Origin of the sequence: Psychrobacter pygoscelis, assembly GCF_004335015.1 — a bacterium.
Classification (GTDB): Bacteria; Pseudomonadota; Gammaproteobacteria; order Pseudomonadales; family Moraxellaceae; genus Psychrobacter; species Psychrobacter pygoscelis.
The window spans coordinates 932,058-956,743 of the sequence record NZ_RQRU01000001.1; the positions used below are offsets into that span (position 1 = coordinate 932,058).

General features: G+C 44.1%; 15 protein-coding genes. 5 read left to right on the top strand and 10 right to left on the bottom strand.

The annotated features are described in order from the left end of the window. Positions 1 to 11 precede the first annotated feature (11 nt). The 6 genes from EGV92_RS03675 to EGV92_RS03700 all read right to left on the bottom strand — a co-directional run bounded on the left by EGV92_RS03675 (position 12) and on the right by EGV92_RS03700 (position 8,186). The gene (locus tag EGV92_RS03675) at positions 12 to 692 is read right to left on the bottom strand and encodes a M48 family metallopeptidase (RefSeq protein WP_131667835.1); all 681 of its coding nucleotides are present in this window, start codon (positions 690 to 692) and stop codon (positions 12 to 14) included. Positions 693 to 765: 73 nt separating this feature from the next. Continuing rightward, a complete protein-coding gene (locus tag EGV92_RS03680; RefSeq protein ID WP_131667836.1) occupies positions 766 to 2,226 on the bottom strand; it encodes a DUF1513 domain-containing protein in 1,461 nt (486 codons plus the stop codon). 3 nt (positions 2,227 to 2,229) lie between these two features. Then, positions 2,230 to 3,426 carry an imelysin family protein gene (locus EGV92_RS03685; RefSeq protein WP_131667837.1) on the bottom strand — a complete coding sequence of 399 codons (1,197 nt, stop codon included), beginning with the start codon at positions 3,424 to 3,426 and terminating at the stop codon, positions 2,230 to 2,232. 156 nt (positions 3,427 to 3,582) lie between these two features. Continuing rightward, entirely contained in the window at positions 3,583 to 5,247 is a 1,665-nt protein-coding gene (locus EGV92_RS03690; RefSeq protein ID WP_131667838.1) for a di-heme oxidoreductase family protein, read from the bottom strand. A gap of 452 nt (positions 5,248 to 5,699) precedes the next feature. Further along, positions 5,700 to 7,175 (bottom strand): imelysin family protein, encoded by a 1,476-nt coding sequence (locus EGV92_RS03695; protein ID WP_131667839.1) that lies wholly within the window; start codon positions 7,173 to 7,175, stop codon positions 5,700 to 5,702. A 354-nt stretch (positions 7,176 to 7,529) separates the two neighbouring features. Further along, positions 7,530 to 8,186: a YiaD family glycine zipper/OmpA-like lipoprotein gene (locus EGV92_RS03700; RefSeq protein ID WP_131667840.1), complete on the bottom strand. Its 657-nt coding sequence runs from the start codon at positions 8,184 to 8,186 to the stop codon at positions 7,530 to 7,532. Between the two features lie 901 nt (positions 8,187 to 9,087). On the opposite strand from EGV92_RS03700, the gene EGV92_RS03705 reads away from it, so the two are divergent. From EGV92_RS03705 to minE, 5 genes are all read left to right on the top strand, one after another. Next, positions 9,088 to 10,041 carry an acyltransferase gene (locus EGV92_RS03705; RefSeq protein WP_131667841.1) on the top strand — a complete coding sequence of 318 codons (954 nt, stop codon included), beginning with the start codon at positions 9,088 to 9,090 and terminating at the stop codon, positions 10,039 to 10,041. A gap of 538 nt (positions 10,042 to 10,579) precedes the next feature. After that, positions 10,580 to 11,623: a hypothetical protein gene (locus tag EGV92_RS03710; protein WP_207401729.1), complete on the top strand. Its 1,044-nt coding sequence runs from the start codon at positions 10,580 to 10,582 to the stop codon at positions 11,621 to 11,623. 71 nt (positions 11,624 to 11,694) lie between these two features. Beyond that, the gene (gene minC, locus EGV92_RS03715; protein ID WP_131667842.1) at positions 11,695 to 12,510 is read left to right on the top strand and encodes a septum site-determining protein MinC; all 816 of its coding nucleotides are present in this window, start codon (positions 11,695 to 11,697) and stop codon (positions 12,508 to 12,510) included. Between the two features lie 894 nt (positions 12,511 to 13,404). Further along, positions 13,405 to 14,220, top strand: coding sequence for a septum site-determining protein MinD (gene minD / locus EGV92_RS03720; RefSeq protein ID WP_131667843.1), 816 nt, complete (start codon positions 13,405 to 13,407; stop codon positions 14,218 to 14,220). Further along, the gene (minE, locus tag EGV92_RS03725; protein WP_131667844.1) at positions 14,220 to 14,507 is read left to right on the top strand and encodes a cell division topological specificity factor MinE; all 288 of its coding nucleotides are present in this window, start codon (positions 14,220 to 14,222) and stop codon (positions 14,505 to 14,507) included. The genes minD and minE overlap by 1 nt, the downstream gene beginning before the upstream one ends. A gap of 155 nt (positions 14,508 to 14,662) precedes the next feature. Here the strand turns inward: minE and EGV92_RS03730 are convergent, their stop codons facing one another. The 4 genes from EGV92_RS03730 to EGV92_RS03745 all read right to left on the bottom strand — a co-directional run bounded on the left by EGV92_RS03730 (position 14,663) and on the right by EGV92_RS03745 (position 24,455). After that, complete coding sequence (locus EGV92_RS03730) at positions 14,663 to 15,202, bottom strand: cytochrome b (RefSeq protein ID WP_131667845.1); 540 nt, start codon at positions 15,200 to 15,202, stop codon at positions 14,663 to 14,665. A 437-nt stretch (positions 15,203 to 15,639) separates the two neighbouring features. Next, positions 15,640 to 16,269 carry a hypothetical protein gene (locus tag EGV92_RS03735; RefSeq protein ID WP_131667846.1) on the bottom strand — a complete coding sequence of 210 codons (630 nt, stop codon included), beginning with the start codon at positions 16,267 to 16,269 and terminating at the stop codon, positions 15,640 to 15,642. A gap of 19 nt (positions 16,270 to 16,288) precedes the next feature. Further along, entirely contained in the window at positions 16,289 to 17,254 is a 966-nt protein-coding gene (locus EGV92_RS03740) for a chemotaxis protein CheB (protein WP_131667847.1), read from the bottom strand. Next, complete coding sequence (locus EGV92_RS03745; RefSeq protein ID WP_131667848.1) at positions 17,244 to 24,455, bottom strand: Hpt domain-containing protein; 7,212 nt, start codon at positions 24,453 to 24,455, stop codon at positions 17,244 to 17,246. Before EGV92_RS03745 ends, EGV92_RS03740 begins: the two co-directional genes overlap by 11 nt. Positions 24,456 to 24,686: the final 231 nt, after the last annotated feature.

Sequence of the window (24,686 nt, forward strand, 5' to 3'; positions counted from 1 at the left end):
AGTATTAATTATTAATCAATGTTGGCTGGTCTCTGACTAGCCGTAGCTTTACCCGCCAGCATATCATGCCAGTATCGATAGTCGGGCATCACCTTTGCCACCGCTTGCCAAAAGTCAGGGCTATGGTTGGCATGATGTAGATGGCACAGCTCATGGACAATGACATATTCGGTACAGTCGATGGGGAATGCTGGAAGATAGACGGACAACCAGACGCGCCGTGCCTTGACATTACAGCTGCCCCAACGCGTACTCATCTTTTTAATACGCTGCTCGCTCGCCCACTGTCCAACAATAGGCTGCCATTTGGCAAATAAAGAAGGCATAACTTGTGATAGCTCTTGCCGATACCACTCAAGGCGCTGCGCCTCTTCCATAGTAATGGACTGCTCTTTGCCCCAAAGCCTGACAGTTTCAGACCTTTGATATTGATCGCGAGAGTGATGCGCCGCCACTATTTTAGGATGCTGAGTCAGTACCCACTCTAAGCGCTGAGTAATAGCGGCTGCTACTTTTTGCGAGCTTAGTTTAGAGGGTGCTGAGACAGCCAAAAGGTTGGGTTTTAGGCGGAAGTTAATATTTTTAACCCGCTTATGTCTAACTTGTAGCCTGATCCCTGCAGCGGCTAATTGCTCGTGAAGAGGCTGATAAATTAGTGAGTGGTGCGCTTCACGATGATGAGGTTTTAGCATAGGCAGGATATTTTTTGTAGGTATATGGGCTTAGGCATATAGGTACAGGCGTATGGACAAGACATATAGCGGCTTAAAGCGCTTGCAGATGATTATCAAAGGACATCTTATGATAGACCGACTTGATAAAGACTTGCCAAGTGCTATTGGCTGATTGATCCTCGCGACTATTTTTACTACAAGCTGCCGTGTCTTTGACTGAGTTAGCCGACTCAGGTTTAACCAGTAATGAGGTAATGCTACCTTGACCATCGCTCACGATAAATCCTGCATCGGTGCTTACTGCGGTATTAATTACCGCAGCACCAGCGCAGTCAGGTAAATCAGTAATGTCTATCAAGGTACGCGTCGTCAGGTCAAATACAGCCGCACAACCGCCAATAGGACTGGTTGCACATAAAAGGTTATGCGCTGAATCGATGGCGACACTAGCGATATATTGGTGAAAGCAATGCCACTGAGCTTTTGGCACCTGTAGAGCAGTAAAGCTTGAGTCGCCGCGGCTATGGGTTAAAACTAAAGGTACATTATCGTGCTTCGGCCCTTGATATTGAATACCAATCATCACCATACCATTGTCATGAATCGCCAAGTGGCGCACGCTCATCTGATTATGCTCAGGCTCAATTTGCTCTAATAGCGTACCATCATGACAGTTGAGATAGACCAGCGAGGGCCGCATACTTTCAAGATTCAGCTCTTCTCGAGAGGCTTTTTCTGTCTTGATACCACCATTAGCAATGATTAGCGTCTCGCCATCAGGATGCATGACCAGCTCATGTGGCCCAATACCATGAGAGTCAAACTCCGCGACCTTTTGGTAGTTTTGCTGAGCATCATAAACCCCAATTTTACCGGCGAGCGTCAGTGTATCATTCTCGGTTACAAACAACTGCCTACCATCTAAGCTGTAGCAAGCATGACCATAAAAGTGCCGGTCAGCTTGAGCGCTGATCGAATGTCGAATCTGACCAGTAGCCGTGTCTAAGACCCAAAAATGCTCACTTGGTCTACGGCCCATAACCACCACCTCTCTATGAGGTGTGCCTTCATTGATAGTCACGGTAGGAGCGATACTGGGCTGAACGACAATATCATGAACCCGCTCAGACATGGGGGCCTGCCAGACGATATTACGCTCATGATCTAACCCCACCACCCCATAACCACCATCGACTAAGGCAGCAACCCCACTGACCCAGCTAACGCTACTCAAACTATTGCCTGTCTGAGCAGCTGAAGTAAGGCTAGCTTGTCCATCGAAGGGACAAGATACCGCAGCGCTGCAACTTTTGATAGCCTCTGGACTGCTATTAGTTGCCGGCGCCGCATAAGACTGCTTGAAAGCCTGAAGCCCAGCCTGACAAGCTTGAGTCAATGCTACCAGCTCGCCTCTTACCCCTATGGCATAATCCATAAGCTTAGCGTCTTTTTGTGATTGCCGTCTGTATTGATGATGGGCAGCGACAAGGGTCGTAGTTCCTAGTAAGGACCAAGCGAGTGTCTTTGCCGTCTGCCGGATTGGCTCAATCATGGATCAATCACCATCGGTACTATTGAAGCCAACGCGAATACCCAGCGCTGGGATAAGCTCACGCTTGATAACTTGAGTGACTTCGGTGAGATGGTTGTATAGCTTTTGCTGAGTATCTTTATCTGCTTTAGTAATATCGTCTGGCATCTGTGCTAGCAGTGTCGAGGTCTCAGACAGTGCTGACGATAGCTTATCTCCGACGGCATTGCCAGTATCGTTACCTTGTAAGATAGCCGTCAACACCGGGTCAGTCAGCGCTTTATTAAGGGTAGCAATCTTGGCATTGATAATAGCGCGACTTTGACCAGCAGTAGCAGCGGGCACATGACCTTTGGGATTACCAGTTAATCCTAGAGGCTGGTCCACAGCGCTTGATTTTAGTGTCTCTATCAAGGACAGTAGCGAGTTTACCCACTGATTAAGTCCTTGATCTGAGCTGGCGGTTTTATCGATAGCCAGTAAGCTTACCGAATTCTCTTTCCATGTTGTTTCAATATTTTTTAGTCTTATACTCAGAGCTTCGCTAGCACTAATGACATAGGCACACTGACTAGCACTTAAGCTATCATTGGCAAAGAGGGCTTCTTCTAATCCTGGTACCCCTTGGACAATAGCACTCTCTTGCGCCAGCTGATCGGATGTAAGATTAGGATTGGCACTAATTAAGTCTGCTACTCCATTATGTACCAGACCACGCTCATCAGGATAGTAGTTAATATAGAGGTTACTCATGCTTTGGGTAGCAGGACCGAAGTTGATCATCTCAGCACTGGCCCAAGCTTGAGCCAACTTGATCCACTGCCCTCGTAGCTCCTTGAGCGGCGTACCTTGAACAGAGCCAGCGGCACAATGCTTCTTAGCCAAGGTATTGAGCATATCACTTTGCACTATCGCATCATGATAAGCTGGAATGATGAGGTCATTTGCTACGTGGGTGAGATAAGTCTGTTGTGTCTCTGCTGAGACTGTCACAGCAGTGCCCGTTCCTGTGGCGCTTGTACTAGGCGTAGCAGCGGTATTGGTCGATTCAGCGGTATTGGTCGCTGATTGAGCAGGTGTAGTGGGCTCAGTACTACTGGCTTCACTCTGAGTAGGCTCAGTGTCAGCACTGTTAGGCTCGTCACTAGGCTTAGTACAACTAATCAGTACGCCTGCACTAATGGCTGACAGTACCATGGCAATAGCATGATGTTTTTTCATAAGTGTCTCATAATTAAAATTATTTAATAATAGGGATAACAATGACTCATTTAATATAAAAGATAAAGCATTATATCTTATTAGAATAATTGGCAGCGAGCGCACGCAGGAACAGTCGCTACCTTCTTGTCATTCATGCATTATAGGTTGCGACGGTTACAAAGATTGTAAAAATGCCGTCAAGGCTTCGCGGCCTTTTTTGTCAAGCTTGAGTACCTTTTGCTTTTGCGCCTCAGCCTCACCACCATGCCACAATACGGCTTCCATAGGGGTGCGCGCTCTACCATCATGCAAGAAGGTCGCTTGTGGGTCTACAGTTTGCGCCAGACCAATCCCCCAAAGTGCAGGGGTTCGCCATTCATAAGAGGTGGCCAAAAACTCAACTTGAGCGTCTTTGGGAGGCAGCTCACCCGCGATCGTTCTGTCCGCTAAGTCATCGCCCATATCGTGTAGCAGCATATCAGTATAAGGATAGATAATCTGACCATGCTGCTCTAAGCGGTCATCATCTGTAGTCGGTAGCTTATAGCGCGGCGTATGACATTGAATACAGCCCATATCATAAAACTGCCGTTTTCCTGCTAGTACCTGCGGATCATCCGCGTTACGGCGATTAGGTACGGCCAAGTTACGGGTATAAAATTCCACGAATTTAGCGACGTCGTTACTCACCTCGACTGGTGACTCTCCATCCCCTTGGTCATCCGCGCCTGTAGATGCCTCTAGACAGGCTGATTGTGCTTTGGTACATGACTCCACAGGTCGAATGCGTGACGTCAGTCCCATATCCTCATTAAAGGCGCTTTGGTTTTGAGTGATAAGCTTGGTCTGCCCTGCTTTCCAGCCAAATCGTCCTAAGGCTGTCTTTCCCGTCTGCGGGTCTAATACCCAGTTGTACTTCCCTGAGACGTCATTGTTATCTTTATCTGTCTCATCTGCTTGTCGCTTGATGGCTTGTTCTGGGATTTGCTCAAGCAGTCCTAGACCAATCATGGGTAGCGCTACCCTTGGGGACACCATAAGCGCCTTATCAAACTCACCGTAGCCTGGATTGGTGAGATTAAAAGTAGGTCGGCGCAGGGTTTCGACATGACCATCAGCAAAGGTAACCGGCACATCAGACCACTTTACCGCGATCTTAGCTTCTGCAGGCACGCCTTGAATACCACGGTCTTGTAGCTGACCACCATAGACTGCATGCGGAATCTTTTCAATCATGGAGGCTTGTAGTTTTTGCTGCTGTTCAGGGGTGGTTGCAGGCATCGCTAGACGGATCAGTAGACTGTCTGCATCGTCCTCAGCATTTAATGGAGCATGACCACGGCCATCTTTAATATGACAGGACTGACAAGCAGCCACATTGAATAATGGTCCTAATCCATCACGACTATCGGTACTGGCAGGCGCAACGACCCAAGGCTGTTTAAAAAAGGCATTACCAATAAAGAAGTTACCTTTTCGCGAAGCCGAGATATTGGATGACGGCTTGGAGTAGCTCTCCGCACTGGTAATACTGATGCCAGTATCACCGCCCTGCTTTACTTCTCGGGGATCAAAGGTAATAAGTGTCTGATACGGCACCTCAGCAAGCTCTTCAATGGTTTGCTGACGAGCATTAAGAGCGTTTTCACCGCTTGTCTTAGCACCCTTGTCAGCCGTAGTGGTTGTGGCCTGATCCCCTGCAGCTGGTGCATTATCATCATTGACTGGCTGACAGGCAGAAAGTAGCAATATGGCACTCCCTAGGATAAGTGGCGAAAAAAACTGTTGCCCACCTGACCCTACTTGAGTTTCTTTCATAAATCTACCACTAAACTTCATAACCACTTCCTTTAAAGGCTTATTAGTACTTTGACTTTACTGACTACGTTAGAGCTGATAATTTCAGCTACTTATTAAAAGCCAAGCTGCCAATTAAGTATATTAAGTATTAATGATACTCATTACATATATTATACGCTTACTTAGGTTATGGATATAAGCCCTATACTCTACTTATCCATGACTTAAACGTATAAGACACACTGCCAGTAACCTCTGACAGTGTGTCTTATTTAACTCAATTAATAATTTAGGATCAAGAAGCTAGTACAAAGACAGTGATAGCGTAATGTCGCTGCCATCAATGCCCTGATATCTTTGTCGCTGCTATCAGTGTCACTGTGGTAAGCTCAACTTTAAAGATTGCTTGCTGCTACAAGTAACCCTAAAAGCTCCTTTATCCAGCCACATAAGTCACAGCTTATGACTATGGCTTCTGACCACTATAAGTATTAGAACTGTGAGCCAGCGTCCGCGTCTAGATTGTCGATACCCACAGCATTAGCTGCATTCTCAATACCAGCTGTCGCTTCTTTTAGGCTATTGATAGCCTCTTCAATCCAACCACGGCGTACATTTTGTTCTTCTGCTGAGATATTTTGCTTGCTAGCTTGAGCGGCGGTAGCGATCATCTGATCCACTTTAATACCGTCATTCTCGCCTTTATCCACGATCACCTTAAAGCTGTCATCGACCTTTTTGAAGTCACCCGCTAATTTATCAGCAGCTTCTTTATGACCTGTATCCATTAGGTACTGCTTAAGACCGTAGCCACCTACACTCTGACCAGCGACTGTCTTATAGCTACCATTAAAGATATTGTCGATACCACGAGCATTGTTAGCATAGCTTAAATGCGTCAAATCACTAAAGCACTCATGCTCATCTTCGGTAGAACCAGTTACGAAGGCCACCTGCATGCGCTCTGATGCCAGCTCGCCTAATGACAGGCTGCCCATCTGATACATAATCTGACGAAGAGCATTGTTGTCTTTACGAGCCATCAAGTCACTACGAAGCGTGTCACTGCTATCAGGCTGCCACTGAGCTACCATATCTTTTAGGTCGCTAACCAAAAGCTCAGCAGCCGCTTTTAGATATTCACCGCGGCGCTCACAGATAGTCGTACCACTATTGACAGTGTCGCCACTAGTACATTTGCCATCTTCAGTAGCATAGTCACTTACTGGGCGGTTACCAGCGCCAGGTCCCGTACCATTAGTATCTTGGCCCCAAAGCAAGAACTCAATAGCATGATAACCTGTGGTGACATTGGCTTCACTACCACCGATTTCATTCATCTCAGCTAATAGCTCAGGTGTGATCTCTTTAGTATCTTGCTGAATGCTACCGACAGTAATGCTATCACTATTGATAATATTATCTTTAGCGTTATACTCGCCTTGATAGTCAGCACTGACATAATCGATTAATGCTTCGTCTAGTGGCCAAGCATTGACCTGACCTTCCCAACCATCGACACTACCGATGTTGCGTTTATCATTGGCAGTGACAAAGCCTTCATCAAAGCGGAAGACTTCTGTTTGAGAATAGGGTTGACGCGCGGCTTTATAGGCAGCTTTGGCGGCTTCTAAATTAGCTTCAGTCGGCGTTTCAACAAAGGTATCAATGGCCGATTCAAGTTTTATCGCGCCCTCGAGAGCATCTTCATAACTTGCCTGTGCCATATCCGCATAGCTGACCAGTAAGCGGTCGATATGAGCGTCGTTTGTCGCTCCAGCAGCAGCTTGCTCAGCTGAACCTTCAGTCTCAACCACTTGAGCATCAGTCTCCTCTGGTGTCTCATCTAATTTTTTTGTACAGCCAGACAGTGTCAATGTAGCAGCCAAAGCCATTACTAAGGCCGTGGGTAAGGTATTTAAAGATCGACTTTTATTTACAATTTTCTTTGAAATAGTAAAGTTCATATGCGTAAGAATCCTATAATAAAATTTAATAAGTCTGATAAGACTATCTTTACCAGCAATATTGTCTATAATCAAAGTTATACAATAAAACTTCTGTAATAATAAATATAACTAAATCTACAATTAATTAGGAATTATAGTGTTATTGATAATGATTATCAAATTAAATTTTGAATAAAAAAAAGCCAGCAGTTAGCTGGCTCTTAATTTACTATCAAAAACAGTGGTTTAATTGATCCTTAACTAATAACAAATCATTAAAATTTACTATTATTAAGGGAGCATAATAAGTAAATAAATCGATACTGTAATCTATTAATTCACTATATTTTGCTTTCAAATAAGTAACTAATATTAGTTTACGTTCTGTGGTCTGTTGATTGTAAGCTCAACACGGCGGTTTTGCTGACGACCTGCTTCAGTGTTGTTGCTAGCAATAGGTTGAGACTCGCCATAAGCTACAGTACGGATACGGCTTCTATCTACACCACGAGAGATTAGATAATTTGCTACCGCATTGGCACGGTCACCAGATAGCTGTCTGTTATAGGCATCAGAACCTTTGCTGTCAGTGTGACCTGCTACACTAACTGTAGTTTGGTTATATTCAATCATGGTAGACGCTAGACGATCCAGCGTAGGCATGAAAGATGGGTTTAGTCGTGCATCGTCAAAAGCAAAGGTAATGTTACCTGGCATAACAAGATCAATATTACCCGTTTGTTGGTTTTGCTGAACGGTTACACCTGTGCCAGACATTTGCTGCTGAAGCTGCTTGGCTTGACGGTCCATATAATAGCCAATACCACCGCCAACAGCTGCACCAATTGCCGCATCACGACCAGTCTTGTCGCCACCTGTTGCTTTAGAGATAGCAGCGCCACCTGCCGCGCCCGCTAGTGCGCCAAGAGCTGCTTTATTAATATGTTGCTGACCAGTAGCAGGATCAGTTGCACAGCCTGCAAGCATCATACCCGATGCCAATGTAGCGATCATAAGTTGGTTACGCATAATTATATTCCTCGTATTACAGTATAGTTCACTAAAGAGTAATCTAATTCACACTCGGTTCAAGCGAGCGCTATAGACGATTTTGGCTTATCTTTTGAGCTTTGTTTTTTTTGAGTAAATGACAGTGTTGAACTAATTTTTATTATCGCAACCCCAACCTATCTGTGTGTAATATTTTGTCACACCTATGTATAAGTAGTGCATGAATAGTCACCTAGTTGACTTTTTCGGTAATGAGATTAGCGAATAAGTAAGTTATTACGCCTATACTGAACATTAATTAGTTAAACACTATCTTTGGATACCGGTTCTGCAATGTCAGTTTTGGGTATAGTTACTCCTATTTAAAACTACTACGTAAAAGAGTAACTGCTATAAATTTACTGGCTAGAAACCATAAGATGACTGAGACGGGCGCAAGTTATTCTAGCGCCTTTGCCTAAAATGGATTGACCATACTGTTTCTGCATTTGATGACCAATCTGAGTATTGAGCTTCAAGATATCGATTTAAATCAAATAAACCAGCTTCGCTAGCTTTTAAAGCTACTTTGAATCTACATGACACTTAGGCCTAAATTTGACACTCTAAGTTTATCTTGAATGAGTTTAGATATTTAATGAGGTGAAGACAGACAGTTATCATTACAGTCGCTCACTGATATAATGATAGCAGTTCGCGAATGGGGCTGTTATTTATCACTCTATTCATTTATCACCCTAGTCATTTATTATTGAATTTATTATTGTAGCCACTAGTAAATAATGTATCCCAAAGCTCTGCTTTGGTAGGTTATCCTAACCGACCAATATCTACAGTTTTTTTCTCTAAGCTTAGGCTCGAACTAAGTCTTATAATGCTTGAACCCATACTAATAAATGACAACTAAGTAAGGAATATTATGCGAGCTGCCTCAGTCATTCAACGTCTTCATGATCAAACCCCAAAACTTGGGAAAGCTGTCTCTTTTGGGGCAGCTACTGGTGTTATTGCGGTCAATAGTTTGGGCGGTGGACTACCCTTATGGCTTATGGGTGCGACTAAGGTACTGACGGGAGCTAAGATTGCAGATGAGACCATTATCCGAATCGCAGACCACTGGATTCGAAGCAATAACGCCGTGATTGATCACCTACTGCCCAAAAAGGACTGGCGAATTCACCTTCCTGATGATGTTCGCCCAGATGGACAGTATTTGCTAGTATGCAACCACCAGTCTTGGGTCGATACCAGCATCGTGCAATACATCAGTCAAGACCGTCTACCATTAACTCGCTTTTTTACCAAGCATGAGCTCATCTATATTCCTGTCGTCGGTCAGGCATTTTATTTCTTAGACTTCCCCATGATGAAGCGCCATTCAAAGGAAGCCATCGCCAAAAATCCAGCGCTTAAAGACCAAGATATATTGGAAGCCAAGAGAGCCTGTGAGCTATTAAAAGATAAGCCCTTTACCTTGCTTAATTACCTAGAAGGCACGCGCTTCACCCCTGAAAAAAAAGCCAAGCAAGACTCTCCTTACAAGCATCTGTTAAGACCTAAGGCGGGTGGACTGTCCCTTGCTATTAGCGCGCTAGGCTCGCAGATTGATGGTATTTTAGACATGACTATCGTCTATCCAGATGGCAAGCCTGAATATACAGATTTATGGAAAGGTGACATTACTCGGCTCGGGGTTGATGTCCGGCATATCGACATGCCCAATGATTTATTCGCAGCTATTATCGAAGGCGGCTATCAAAAGGATGCCCAAACTAAGGCGGCAATGTTTGCTTGGCTAGATGACATCTGGCAACAAAAAGACGCACTTATTGATACTATGCTTGCCGACTTTGAGACCTCGCGAAAAGACTAAGCCGCTATGGTTAATCCAGTCAGGAATTGGTACAGAGTCGCTAAAATAGGCTTATGAGCTTATGTTTGCCATAAGCCGCTTATGATTGCTGGTTAGAGCGCTTATGTTAGTGACTCAGAACGTACGAGCTTTAAACAGGATTGACTATATAGGCCACAAAATAACACCTCAATATCTACAGCCTGAGAACCATGCGCAGGCGCTAAATTATGACTATCTATTAATCACTTAACAGGGTTGATTTTTTTTGCTTGCCCATTCACTATAGTAGCCAATAAGTTGCTGCAATCGATTTGGTATGCACCACCATATTGCTTACGATCTGTACGTCCAGATTTAAGTAACTGTATTTAAAAGACGATATTTAAACGACGATATTTAAATAACTATCTACTGTCTGTGCTTGATAGTGTCTAGGCTGGATAAGCTGATGGTGACATTATCTTAAATCGACTACTTTTTAGCAGTCTATTCTCTACCTTCTTTATTTGTCCAATTACTGATTTATTTTTTAGTCACCCTACCTGAGTACTTTGATATGTCTGCGACTAAGGTGGCCGCCGAGCCGACGCCTGATCGAGCACCCAATAAGCTAAAGCTTACTTACGATATCGCCATGCTGGTCGCCATTATTATCGATCTAGCACTAATGACTCTCGATGCTATTTTGATGAGTAGCTCAATTATGCATCTTAGCCAACAGTTAAATCTTAGCAGTTGGATTATTTCCTACAGAGACTCAATCCATCAGCCGCTGCGTACTGTAGGAGAGTTTTTTACTGTGTTTTTAGTGGTTGAGCTGCTAGTGCGTTGGGCTATCGCTATCAAGGATAACCATCACTATCGTTGGTTTTTCTTCCCTTTTATTCACTGGTATGAGGTGCTGGGCTGTCTACCGCAGCTGCGGGCGCTGCGTCTGTTGCGAGCGATAGTCATCGGTCGTCGTCTACATCAGCTCGGCTATCAAGTACTGCCCCAATCATGGCTAGCAGCTGGGAGGTTCTATTTTGATGTGCTACTAGAGGAGTTATCTGATCGCGTTATTCTAACTGCTATCAGTAATATTCGTCAGCAGCTACTCGACAAGCAAGCTTCTAAAGCCTTGATTAGTAATACAATCAGCCGCAATCAAGCTGAGATTGAAGCAGCTATTGTAGCGATATTAAAGCAGTCTTTGAGTCCTTACCTCGATTCAAATAATGGTAAGTTGCAAGACCCAGCCATTAACCAATTATTAGCCACTGAGGTCGGCGCAGCTATCCAAGACGGACTCGCGCAGACACCAGAGCTGCACCGCTACTTAAAATTAATTCCTATTGCAGGGCACTTGATTGAGAGTCAGCTGTCCCATATTGCGCAACACGTTGGTGAAAATGTGACCTTATCATTGAATAAACGCTTGCTTGCGACAGCATCGTTGGATAAGGTATTGCAAGAGGTTGCACATGGTATTGTTACAATAGATATTAGCAACCCTACACTCGAGGCCTTACTCGCGACTCTGATTGAAGATGCACTGAGTGGTCTTGAAGCTCAAGTAAAAGTTCAACAATGGAAACATCACCAGTATCTAAAAATATAATCCATTGCTGTATCAAGTTAGATGTACAGTCGTCTTCTTTTAATTATTGATTCGTTTTAAGGACTTAAATAATGGCAACCTCGAATAATGACCAAGATGCTCAAACTGACGATCACAGTGTCATATTTTATGGCAAAATGCTGACCTTCACTCAGCTAAAGCTTAAAACAGCCGATTTAGCGATCATCGAAGCCAAGTTAGATAACTTATTAAGTAATAAATCTAGCCAGATTCCTATCGTCATTGATAGCGAGGTTGACCAAGACTTGAATGCTTTGGTTGATTTACTTTGGTCATGGGGGTTACAGCCTATTGGCGTGGTCTCAGGGCTATTAAGCGAGCAAGCCAAAGCGCGTCAGTTAGCAATCTTCCCTGCTGATGGCAAACGTATCGAGCGAATCCATCCCAGAAAGGCAGCTGCCAATCAGACTGCCAAAGCCTCTGCTGCTGCCCCCTCCGCTACAGAGACTCATCATAGCGTCGCAGCTAGCCAAGGCAGTACTGAGCCAGTCAGTGAAGCGACTACTAAGACAAACGTATCAGAGCATATATCAAGTATGATCTATGACCAGATGCTACGCTCGGGTCAAAGTATCAACCATGTGGGTGGCGATCTTATTTTGACCAATAGTGTCAATAATGGTGCTGAGGCGATTACTGATAACAGTCTACACATCTATGGCCGCGCGCAAGGGCGACTGGTAGCTGGCGCTAATGGCGATACAGAAGCACGGATTTTCTGTCAGTCATTCAACCCCACTTTAGTTTCTGTAGCCGGGACTTATTGTCTACGCGATAACATCCCTGAACATATCATCGATAAACCAGTGCAGGTCAGTTATCAAGAAGGTGAAGGTTTAGTCTTTACCCTTATGAATAATGTTTAACCCTTTTGTATTATGTAATTATAGTAGAAGACGTAGTTATAATTACTTTATTGAACCATGTTCATTTTTTTTCTTATTTCCCTTTTATCTATCGGCCAGCCATTGCGTCGTTATTATCTAAAGGTTAAATTAAGACATAGATTTAATTAAAGTTATTGTTTAAACTTAATTAACTATCAATAAACTATCTCTTGTATTGGAATTTATTTGCTCTACTGGTTTTAATATTATTGCTCGACTACTGTAATAATTTAAAGCGTTATGTTACCCTACAAGGATATATATTCATCAGCCATCATAGGTAGCTGTGGGTCAGTTGCCTATTACTGCCTGATTAAGTTTAGTACGCTAAGACCACGTGGCTAGACAATATATTTAGACGGAAGAAATAACATCGACCATAAGCTAGTTTATTTTTATGGCGGATGAGCGTTAGGTTAAATAGCGACTAAAAGTGCCTTAAACTTACTTCAATATTAACTGATCGTGACTTTTTTTAATTTGACCATTAAACCTTCAAACCAGTAGTAGTAAATGCGTATAATCGAGCGTATAAATCGATTGCTACCAGCCATATTGAATCTTAAATACTTAGATTAAGAGTACTTAGGGGTAGGTGTTATTTAATACTTTACTTATTAAGTTATTCTGATGGTTTCATATCTACTGTATTGTCATATGGAGTAAGGTTTATTATTTTGCCAATAGTTAGTAGCTCATTTCAAGCTATACTCCAGTGCTAAATGATTGACAAGATAATAAACTTTTAACTGAGCAATGGTTTATTAAAGCTATTTTTAACTGTGTTTTTGTTTCGATTTTTATAAATGTTTATTTGAGTAATGAGCCCTGTCAATCTGGGTTTGGTTTTATTTTTTATAGGAGTGTGCCATTGTGGCAAAGATCGTCGTCATCACTTCCGGTAAAGGCGGAGTGGGTAAAACTACTACCAGTGCATCTTTTGCAGCAGGATTAGCTTTACGAGGATATAAGACAGTCGTTATAGATTTTGACGTGGGCCTGCGTAATCTCGACCTGATTATGGGCTGTGAAAATCGAATTGTTTACGACTTTGTGGATGTTATTAGCGGTAATGCTCGCTTGTCTCAAGCATTGGTAAAAGACAAACGTTTGGATAATTTGTTTATTCTTCCTGCCAGTCAGACTCGTGACAAAGACGCCCTGACTGATGAAGGCGTGGCTGATGTCATGGCGGAGCTATCTAAACAGTTTGACTACATTATCTGTGACTCCCCAGCCGGTATCGAACGCGGTGCGCAGTTAGCAATGTATCATGCTGATGAAGCCATCATTGTCACTAACCCTGAGATCTCATCAGTCCGTGACTCTGATCGTATCATTGGAATTTTACAAAGCCGCACCAAAAAAGTGGAAGAGAATCTAGGGTCGGTCAGAGAACATCTGGTCATCAGCCGCTACAATCCAGAGCGCGCTGCGGCCAATGAAATGATGGACATTGATACTATCTCTAATGATATCTTAAAAGTACCATTACTGGGGGTTATCCCCGAGAGCCGAACTGTACTTGAAGCTTCTAACCAAGGTGAGCCAGTAATCTACTATACCGACTCGGCTGCAGGTCAATGCTATGATGATATCGTAGCAAGATTCTTAGGAGAAGAGCGCGCACTTCGTCATATTGATGTGAAGAAAAAGAGCTTACTACAGCGCTGGTTTGGAGGACAATAATGAGTAAGAAAAAAGGATTTTGGAGTAGTTTATTTGGCGGTGATGACCGGCAATCGGGCAGCGCGAATACGGCTACTGAACGTCTGAAAGTTATTGTCGCTAGTGAAAATCGTCTTAACTCTCGCTTGACCAGTGATCGCATTGAAAAAATGAAGCGCGAAATCTTGGAAGTCGTGAATAAATATGTGAATGGTGTGCAAATTGATGATGTCAATATTCATCATCGCCATGAAGACAGCCTTGACGTATTAGAGATGAACATCAACTTGCCAGACCACCGGCCGTAAGCAAATGCGCCAAGCTTTGTAAGCTTGACGATAATGCTTGTTCGATCAACGCTGTTTCAATCATAAAAAAGCCCTAAGTTTAATAACTTAGGGCTTTTCACTGGGCGGGTCGTTTGCCCAACTCGCCTAGTATATAAGGGGGTTATCTGGTTTAGCTACTTCATGCGTGAAATGAGCTTGTCTTTTTTGATGAGCTGATGATATAGCGCTGCACCAATATGAACTAATGTAAAGACAATAATCAAAGGCCAGATAATATCGACATGCGCATCGTTAAAAAACCTTGCCAAGCTACGATCTGGGGTCACAAAGACGGGGATCTCAAATAAGCCAAAGATACTCACCGCACGGCCACCATAAACGGACATAAGTACCCCAACAATAGGCATGGCCAACAGCAACAGATATAAGGCAAGATGCGTAAGATGGGCAAGCGCCGTTTGCCACTTAGGCATTGGAACGGCTGGCGGTGTTGGGGTTAAAAAGCGATTAATAATTCGTGCAACCATCCAGCAGAATAAGCTAACCCCAAAGGCTTTATGTAATATTATAAACTGATTATTATCTGCATTCTCGTGAAGGACAATCATCAGCCAAGTGACTAGCAGTAGTAGTGCACTACCCCAGTGAAAAATACGACTAGTAACCGGCCACTTCATAAGCTTGGTAGTACTGTAGGATTTTGAGTTCGTCATTATGATACTTACCTATTACCGACATTAAATTTTGCAAGATTTTGGCGTAGTTTATCACACCATTTGTACAGCTATTCAAACAAACCTGCTGCTACATAATACGCAATCTTTATGTCAATAAAGAGGCTAATAAGAGCAATTTTGTTAGCATAGTTAGTGGCTTTGTTGACAAAACCATTAATCGCCAACCACTCCAATATGCAGAGTCAATCCAGTTTAGATTTGCCACAAAGCCGTCGGGGTGAATTTACCCCCGTCTCAGTCAGCTCATGACTCCTTGCTAGTAAATTTATATCAACTCTTTATATACCAGCTTTCAATAGGATTAACTATATAAGGTTATTCTTTGGCCTTATATACACGATTGAATCGTTAATCAATTGCGCCTGCTATGCGTTAGCCCATAGTCCAGCACTTACTATTAGCAGACAGCCTATCTAACTGTCTAAATCTACTAAATGGTGGGCGATTTTGTCTAAATCTGGAATAAGGAAAGCTTCTCCATCAACCTCAACACATTGAAATAAATAAGATTGAACAACTGTTTCATCAAATCTATCCTCAAAGTTGAAATTTTGGGATTCTGGGTGGTCTAAGTCACTGTCTAAGCTTGTTGTGTCGTTCTGCGATTGAGAGACATCGTTGCCGCTATTTACGCGCTCATTAGAGTCTAGATTAGCTTGCTCTTCTTCTGGAGTATGTGCCTGTTGAGACGTGCGATACTGCTCAGGCAAAGGGATATCTTTAACATCAGAGATTTGCACCTTTTTATAGCGTAGCTCTCCAACCGTCTGTAGTCCTATGCGGTGCACATCAGTATTACCCTCTAGTACGAGTAGCGTACTTGGTGTCACGTCAGACGGTATTAAGTGACAGACAGCAACCTCTTGACCGCGCCACAGGTATGTCCAAATACGCTCATCCAGCTCAGCGATTTCTATAATATTTCTACTAGGAATGATCCAGTCAGGTTGGTTCATTGCAGGGATAATGGTGACGTCTAACTGACCATTATCCGCTATAAGTAAGCTGACAGCTTCAAAAGAGTGTTTTGTTATTCGCTTCATAATTCTCAATAGCTCCTAGCTAGTCATGAGACAGCCGTTCGGTGACATAATCGGTGAGTTTACTTGCTAGCTGTTCAGGTGTTCCCGTAAACTGACAAAATCCAGCATCAATGATGGCTTGTGGTTGACTAGCGCAGGGACTGACAGCAGGATCCTGTACCCACAGCTGGCTATTATTGCCTTGAATTTGCTGTAAATACTGCGTGCCATCATTACCCATACCAGAGAATATGATACTGACAAGATCATCACCGAATACCTCGCTAGTATTCCTTAACAGCTCACCAATAGTGGGCTTGTATTTTCCTTCCCAACCTTCTTCGCATAATATAATACGACCATTAGAATCACAGACTATCTTTTTATCAACTGGGACTACCAAACATTGCCCAGGTTGACATAGCTGTGTCGTCGAGATAACTCGGCAATCCCAATCGTTGTGTCTGGTCAAAATATGAGGCAGAGCATGAATCATTTGCTCATTAAAGTGCTGAGCCAATAAGATACAGATGGGTAGCTCAGTTGAGATATTATCCAAAAATACCTTAATGGCATTTGGGCCGCCTAAAGAGGCACCTAACAACACCATAAATTGCCAAGATCGACCACTAGGCTCAAAGCGCTTACTACTCATAAGCTCAGGCATAGCTAACATACCTGCCAGTTTTCTTTTGAGTTGCCGCTGCCACTTTTTATAACGCTGAGTTTCACTCATAGCAGGCGCAGGACTAAGCCCTAATAGTACAGTTCCTCGCTCGGTAGCCTCAATGGTCGATACTACTCTCTCATCAACTTCGCTGGCAATCAGCCAAATATTGACTCCCGAGCGGTACTCGCCATCCTTAACTTGCTGATATGTCAGACAATCAATAAGTGTAAAACCACAGCTGCTTACGGTATCGCAAAGCGCTAGGCGTTGCTGCGACGACTCCGAGACTACTATAACTTCTATATCTGCCGAGCTTTCGGCAGGGTTATTCGCCATCTTGACTGCCTATATGTGATCCTAGCAGGGCTTGAATTCTACTAAGCAGCTCGTTCTCTTGGAAAGGCTTACCCATATAGTCATTAACACCAATCTCCATCGCCCGTTCACGATGTTTCTCACCAGTACGTGACGTAATCATAATAATAGGGATGGTACGAAGTCGACTATGATGACGTACTTGCGTGGCTACTTCAAAGCCATCCATTCGTGGCATCTCGATATCAAGTAAAATTAGGTCTGGTGTCAGCTCTTGTAAAATCTCAATGGCATCTACCCCGTCTTTGGCAACGACTGCATCTAAGCCTTGACGCTCAAGCAGTCGCGAGGTGACTTTTCGTACCGTGACCGAGTCATCAACCACCAATACAGTAGCTCGGCTGTTGGTGGTCTTCTTGACCTGCTCGATATGGACCTCTTTTACCGCAGGCGCAGGCGGCGTAGCTATACTGCGCATCAAGGCTAGCATATCCAAAATGAGCATCACAGAACCGTCGCCCATAATGGTTGCTGCAGAAATTCCCGGAACATGCGATAGCTGCCGCCCCAATGGCTTAACTACCACCTCAATCCTTGATCCAGATATCTCATCAACCTGCATGGCCAACGACTGACCTGTCTGACTTTTGATAATAATTACAGGTAAGCTGGTATTGGTTTGAACCACCAGCTCATTGAGCGAATGCCCCGTCAGCATCTCATTAAGATAACGGACTCGGTAATCTGTCTCACCAATCTTTAAGGTGGCGTCATTAGATTGATAATAAGAGTGCAGTACTTCTGGACTAACCCTAACCACGCGCTCAATCTGCACCAGAGGGATAGCGTAGTAACGATCAGCTGCCCTTACGATAAGCGCGTCAGAGACTGCTACTGTTAACGGTAGACGGATAGTGAAGCGTGAGCCTTTGCCTTTCTCTGACTCTACCGAGACCGCACCACCAAGCTGACGAATCTCGCTTAATACCACATCCATACCCACGCCGCGACCTGAGATCTGCGTTACCTTCTGCGTCGTGGTTAATCCTGCATTAAAGATATATTGCATGACATCAACGTCAGACAAGCTGTCATCATTGGCATCGATAAGACCTTGACTGATAGCCTTTTCACGTACGGCTTCAACGTTAATACCTCTTCCGTCATCACTCAGGTGGATAACGACCTCACTACCCTCACGAATGACTTCAATCTGAATAAGACCAGACTCAGCTTTCCCAGCAGAACGACGCTGACTAGGCAGCTCTACCCCGTGATCCACAGCATTTCTAAGCATATGCTCCAGCGGGGAGGTGATACGCTCTAGAATGGTTCTGTCTAGCTCGTCATCTGCATTAATTATCTTTAGCTCAACTGACTTATTAAGCTCATTGGCAGTCTGTCTAACGATACGCTGTAGCCTTGGTGCCAATTGCGAGAAAGGTACCATCCGCGACTTCATTAGCCCTTCTTGAAGCTCCGTTTGAGTTCGAGATAGCTGTAACAATAAGCTTTCACTGTCTCGAGTCTTATCAAGTAGCGTGGTCTTAATATCTAATAAGTCAGAAGCTGACTCTGATAATGATTTGGACAGCTGATTTAGAGCAGAGTATTGATCCATCTCCAAGGGATCAAAGTCTTCATTATCTAGAATAATGTCATCATCAATTTGCGATAGTATCTGGGCTTCTAGCTCAATATCCATTCGTCTAAGCTGATCTGCTAAACGCTGGACCGTCATGCCCATCTCTTCGATACTATTGGTCAGGCTACTCATGCCCATATCAATTCGGGCACGGTTAATCGCTGCCTCACCTGATAAGTTAATCAGCTGCTCGATAAGCCCTGCTGAAATACGAATCATCTCATTACCGACATCAGCGACCGTCTCATCAGCGCCAAAGCCACCTGTCATCGAGGGCATCTTACTAATATCGTGACTGATATTGGCTAACTGCTCAGCTTTATAACCCTCAATAACCTCCAATTGCGACTGCAATGAATCAGGTGTTACCTTTTGCAAGCTATCAGGACTCGCCTTAAACTGTTCTAAAGCGGTGATTAGCTGGTTTGGCATTGTCGGCGCAATACGATGCGAGAGAACCATTACCGCAGTATCAAGCCAAACATGACAAGCTTTAAGTAGCTGAGATACCATCTTGGTCGCGGGACGCTTACGGCTTGCCAAAGCTTCGTAGACCGACTCCATCTGGTGCGCCAGATCAGCAATACTCTTGACCGGTATCATCCGGGCACCGCCTTTGATGGTATGCATGGCTTGCTGTAGCGCATGCAGTGAGGCGATGTTACTACTATTGCTATAAAACGCTTGTAGATATTGACGGCTACTGGCTTGTATCGCTTCAGCCTCTTCTAAAAATACTTTTAAAATATCAGCATCAGGCTTATTGCCATCCCATGACTCTGAGCGCATTAGCCGATACTGAGCGGTATACACTGAGTCACTCTCGTTAGATAGCTCTTCCTCTGGCTGCGCCTCTGCGGCCGACTCTTCCTCATGTTCAACCGGTGCCTGAATAATAGGCATACTGATTTTGGCGTCATCAGGAAGCTCACCTTGGATAATAAAGTCCTTCAGTGACTCAACAAGACTATCGGCATAAAATGATTGGTGGTTCGTCAGCACATAGTCGATCTGTGCAGACAGTGTATCTTGAACACCTTGCATGACATTGATCCAGCCAAGCGTAGGTTCAAGCTTGTCTTCGACAAAATACTCATACACGGTTTCAGCTTCATGGGTAAGGTCACCGATACTCTGAATACCCGCCATTCTAGCGCCGCCTTTAATGGTATGTAGATGGCGCTGAAGCTCTTTTAGGGCTTCTTTATCTAAGGGCGCGGCGCGCCAAGACGTGAATGCTTTGTTGATATCAGCATCAAGCTCTTGGGCTTCTTCTAAGAAAATCTCAAGCAGCTCTTCATCAGTCTCGATAACCTCGAATTTGGCTTCAGTATTCTCATCAGCACCTGCATCGTCCACATCCGCATTAGCGTCTGTATTAACAGACTTATCGGTTGGCTGATTATAATCAGCGCCAGTATTAGGGTTAGGTTCTGACTCAAAGAGCAGCTGCAATGACTCAATTACCGCTTTATCGACCTTTAGAGACATACTGCCTGCCAAGGCATCAAACAATCCCGTTAACTCAGCATGGCCTAATAGTAGAGTATTGATTACCTCATTATTCTCACTTAATTCTGGCTCAGCCGTTAACCGCTCATAAACAGACAATAAAGCACATAGCAGCGCTTGGAACTGCTTAGATGCTACTGTCGCCGCCATAAGTTGATTGATTTGTTCGGTAAGGGTTTGCGCATAGCCGCGAACTTGATCTAAATCTCGATTCGATAGCTTAGACTCAAGCTCCCACTCTGCATCTAATAAGTCATCAATACCCACACTTATCAGCTGCGCAACTGATAGAGATGGCGGCAAGGATTCCTTATTTTCAGGCTCATCTAAAAGCTCGTGAATTGACTCTAAGCATTGTTGTCGTTCACAGTCACTGCCTAGCAGTGCCTCGCCATTTTGAGTTGGCGTAGTCAAATAACTGTCTATTAATTCTACTGATTTTGCTAAAGCCTGAAGATGCTGCGAGCCTATGACCCCATCATGCTGCTGTAGCTGTCCTAGATTATGCTCAATCGTCGCACTAATCTCGCTCACAGTAGTTAATGACTGCGCACCAGCAGCGCCGCGCAACGTATGAAAAGCTCTAACGACTTCATCTTCTATCTCAACCTCAGTATCGTGCTCATGTGTTACTACGAACTGCCCAATAATCTCTAGCTGCTCTTTGGCCTCTTCAATAAAGATGTCAAACAGCTCTTGCTCTTCTTCACTTTTTGGCAAGGCAAGCTCGGGGGCTTCACTGATTTTTTCATTCACTGAGTGAATAGAGCGTAAGGTTAAATCTGAGACTGCGCTATCCGCCTCTGTATCCTGAGTCTCTATCTCTTGATCTACCAAATCAGGCGCTTCATTAGCTGACTCTGCTACAGTCTCGGTTGCCGTTGTTTGTTGCTCAGCACTTGAGGTATCTGCCCACTCTGCCTGATCTGAGCCGCTGTTATGACTGTCTAAGTCTCGATAATCAAAGCTATCGCCTAGACCTTTACTATAAGCATGGGCGCAAGCTACCCACAAAGGCAAGTTATCGGGATAGTCTTGAGTAGCAGATTCGAAAACAGTGACAAGCTTAGGATAGGATGCCAATACATCTGCTACTAACTGCATCATCGCCGCTGTTGGTGCTACTGAATGCTCCAGTACTCGATTCAGCATATTCTCTATCGCCCAAGCAAGCTCAGCAGAATAATGAGCACCTACCATTCGACCTGAACCTTTGAGTGTATGAAAGCCGCGGCGGACTTCCGTTAGAAGAGCGTCATCACTTAAGTCAGCTTGATAGGTGGCAAATATTGGCGTAATGGTCTCAAGCACCTCTTGTGCTTCTTCTATAAATATCTCTTTGATTTCAGGGTCAGTATCATCTGCATCTTGTGGGATAGTGTCAGCGTCAGCGATAAATGGCATTAGAACTTCTGGAAGCTCAGTGGTAGCACTATCTACATCCAGCAAAGTGCTCTGCTGTAAGTGCTTAGCGGCCTCTTCATAGTCTGCCATGCTGTCGGTAGCTAACTGCTCATCAACTTTTTCATTATCTACTAAGCTAGCTGCTGACTGACTCAGCGTTGCTAACCCTTGATCAATGGGCTGACCTTTAATCAAGTTATCCGCTCTTAACACCGTCTCGGCAATATCTACTGAAGGCGCACGCTGATGAATGAAATCCTCCACCATCACTGCAATCTTGACAGTACTCTCGCTGACAAAACTGACTAGCTCATCAGTCACCGCTACGTTGTTATCTAACACGCGGTTTAGTAAATTTTCTATCGCCCAGGCTGTCTCGCCGATACTAAAGGCCCCGACCATTCGTCCTGAACCCTTAAGTGTGTGATAACTACGACGTATATCCGTAAGTACACTTAAGTCTTGGGGAGCGGACTGCCATTCAGGTAACGTACTGTCTAGCTGCTCTAATACCTCTTCTGCCTCTTCAATAAAGATATCTCGAATCTCTTCATCGACATCGAAGTCATCTTCTTTAAGCTTTTCTCTAGCGGCGATTAAAGCTTCGCTGTGGACAGCTTGTAGATTAACTGCTTCATCGTTGTCCTCTTCTGCAGCTAGATGACTTGAACTTGCCGAATCATTGTTAGCAGCTAGCTCACTAGTTACTGGCACAATCTCGATGGAAGAATCATCTTGATGTTGCTCAAGAGGGGTTAGGGTTAGAGAGTCTTCAGCGCTTTGCTGCTCATCAGCAATCGACTGATCGTTATCTATAGCCGCAATCTCACCGCTGTCATCAAAACGGGTGACATTGCCATAAGCGGTGGTATTTAAACCCTCTATAGCACCATTATCTGACGCAAAGCTGTCTGGATATAAGTCTTGCTCTTGAGCAATAGTTGCCTCTGGGTCATTAATGTAGGTTTCTAGCTGACGATTGGCCGCTACAATATGCTCTTGAACTTTTTCTACTATGTTTTGATCAACCGAACCATGCGCCAGATAGTCTAAGAATAGCTCTAATGCCGCTAAGCTTTCTGCAATATCATTGACCAGCTTCCAGCTCAGCGCCTTTTTCTCTAGCGTATTCAATCGTGCAAATAGTGCGGCTAACTCTTCACTAACCTTACTGGCACTTTGTAGTCCAAGATGACTAAAGGTCTCTATCACTACGCTAAAATCATCTGGACTGGGTAGAGTCTCAAGATGGTTTTGTTTTAGATAGTTATTAAAGTCTGATTTGATGCTTTCAACAGCTACTCTTAATTGCCTTACGTCATCAGTCTTTGGTTGCTGCTCTGAGTCTTCCCCTATTGATGCTGTCTGTACAGATGGCGACTCTGATTCTGATGTCACCCCCTCACCTTGAGCGGATAGCCAGGCAGTCGCCTGCCCGATATTATCGGTAATGGTTTCATGGGCGAATAATATTGAGGTATATAGCTCTTGTAACTGTCTTTCAATCTGCCAGTGTAGCTGCGAGAAGAGGTCTGCTGATTGCAAGCCCTCTTCAAGATCACAGTTTATCTGCTCAATAGCAGCATCGTACTGAGACCAGCCTCGTTGAAGCAGTTGCGCTCTAATCTGCGATAATGAAGATTGTGCTTCAGCAGGATTTTGTAAGTTTAAAATCAACGCTTCAAGCTGGGTTAAGATACGCGGTAAAAACTCCTGATCAACTATCGGCTGCTTATTAAGGCTAGCCAATATAGCTTCAGCCTCCGTATCTTGATGCGCCAAAATACCCACACCAATAAGGACATCGGCCATCACGCTACTGACCGTAATACTGCACAATTTTTCATTGATCATTTTGCTAGTGATGAGCGAGATATCTACCTCTTGGCCTGCTTGAACCATCGCATCAATGACTTGATCTAGCGCAGAGAGTATCGCCACATAATGCTCAGGTAGTGGTCGATCATTGTTACTAAGATTGTCTAACCAAACTGAGCAGACATACCATAGCCCTTGTAGGTCGGCATCAAAGCTACTACGCCATAAATAGCTGCTGATCTTCTGAAGAGAGCCAATCGTGCCCTTTGAGTTTGTATTGGTGAGTAAAAGCTGATTAACAGCTTGACGCCAGCCTAACAATAAGCGGGCGAATTGATCAGTAGTCAAAGAGGTTCTAGCGCTAAGCTCAGGGATTTGTAACTGATAAGCAATCAAGCTATCTTGAGCGTCTGTTGGGGTTACAGTATCCAGCTTCTCTTGAAGCTGCACCGGTAACAGGCGAGTCAGCGCTAGGCGACACTGCTGGACAAGCTGCTGACGAAGGGTTCCTGTAGTGACCCATTGACTTAGCTCTGCTTGCAGAGTCTGGTGAGCAAAAGCAGCGGTAGGGACTGTCATCGGCGTCAACGCGTCCGCTGCCATCTGCTCTGACACCTGACTTAAGACTTCCGCTAACTTAGCGAGTACAGATACCTCAGCGATTTCTAAAGCACCATAAAGCTCATGATAAGTCGATGCCATATCGGCAAAGTCTATCTGAGCCCCACTCACCTCTTCGCCTTGCTCTAATGCTTGCCACGACGCCTTTAAGCGTAATAACTGCGAGTGACATAATGGCATTAACCAGTTGAGAGTTGCAAAATTGCTAGGCTGGGCAGTCATATAATCATCCTAAATTGTCCATCATCAACCCAGTATATCGGTGCTGACTACGTCAAATTAATATTATTATTAGGTTATCGTTACTTAGCCAGATTGATTGGCTATAGGTAATATATTGGCAAAATCATTAACCAGTCTGCTCACTTATTAAACTACTTAAATATTAAAATGCTTGAATATTAGAGTGCTTAAGTTTAGGAGCGTTCAATCGCTATTCTCTCTGGCTTTAGC

Coding starts and splice junctions, on each gene's coding strand:
- EGV92_RS03675 (WP_131667835.1), bottom strand. CDS start 692: ATGCTAAAACCTCATCATCGTGAAGCGCACCACTCACTAATTTATCAG.
- EGV92_RS03680 (WP_131667836.1), bottom strand. CDS start 2,226: ATGATTGAGCCAATCCGGCAGACGGCAAAGACACTCGCTTGGTCCTTA.
- EGV92_RS03685 (WP_131667837.1), bottom strand. CDS start 3,426: ATGAAAAAACATCATGCTATTGCCATGGTACTGTCAGCCATTAGTGCA.
- EGV92_RS03690 (WP_131667838.1), bottom strand. CDS start 5,247: ATGAAGTTTAGTGGTAGATTTATGAAAGAAACTCAAGTAGGGTCAGGT.
- EGV92_RS03695 (WP_131667839.1), bottom strand. CDS start 7,175: ATGAACTTTACTATTTCAAAGAAAATTGTAAATAAAAGTCGATCTTTA.
- EGV92_RS03700 (WP_131667840.1), bottom strand. CDS start 8,186: ATGCGTAACCAACTTATGATCGCTACATTGGCATCGGGTATGATGCTT.
- EGV92_RS03705 (WP_131667841.1), top strand. CDS start 9,088: ATGCGAGCTGCCTCAGTCATTCAACGTCTTCATGATCAAACCCCAAAA.
- EGV92_RS03710 (WP_207401729.1), top strand. CDS start 10,580: ATGTCTGCGACTAAGGTGGCCGCCGAGCCGACGCCTGATCGAGCACCC.
- minC (WP_131667842.1), top strand. CDS start 11,695: ATGGCAACCTCGAATAATGACCAAGATGCTCAAACTGACGATCACAGT.
- minE (WP_131667844.1), top strand. CDS start 14,220: ATGAGTAAGAAAAAAGGATTTTGGAGTAGTTTATTTGGCGGTGATGAC.
- EGV92_RS03730 (WP_131667845.1), bottom strand. CDS start 15,202: ATGACGAACTCAAAATCCTACAGTACTACCAAGCTTATGAAGTGGCCG.
- EGV92_RS03735 (WP_131667846.1), bottom strand. CDS start 16,269: ATGAAGCGAATAACAAAACACTCTTTTGAAGCTGTCAGCTTACTTATA.
- EGV92_RS03740 (WP_131667847.1), bottom strand. CDS start 17,254: ATGGCGAATAACCCTGCCGAAAGCTCGGCAGATATAGAAGTTATAGTA.
- EGV92_RS03745 (WP_131667848.1), bottom strand. CDS start 24,455: ATGACTGCCCAGCCTAGCAATTTTGCAACTCTCAACTGGTTAATGCCA.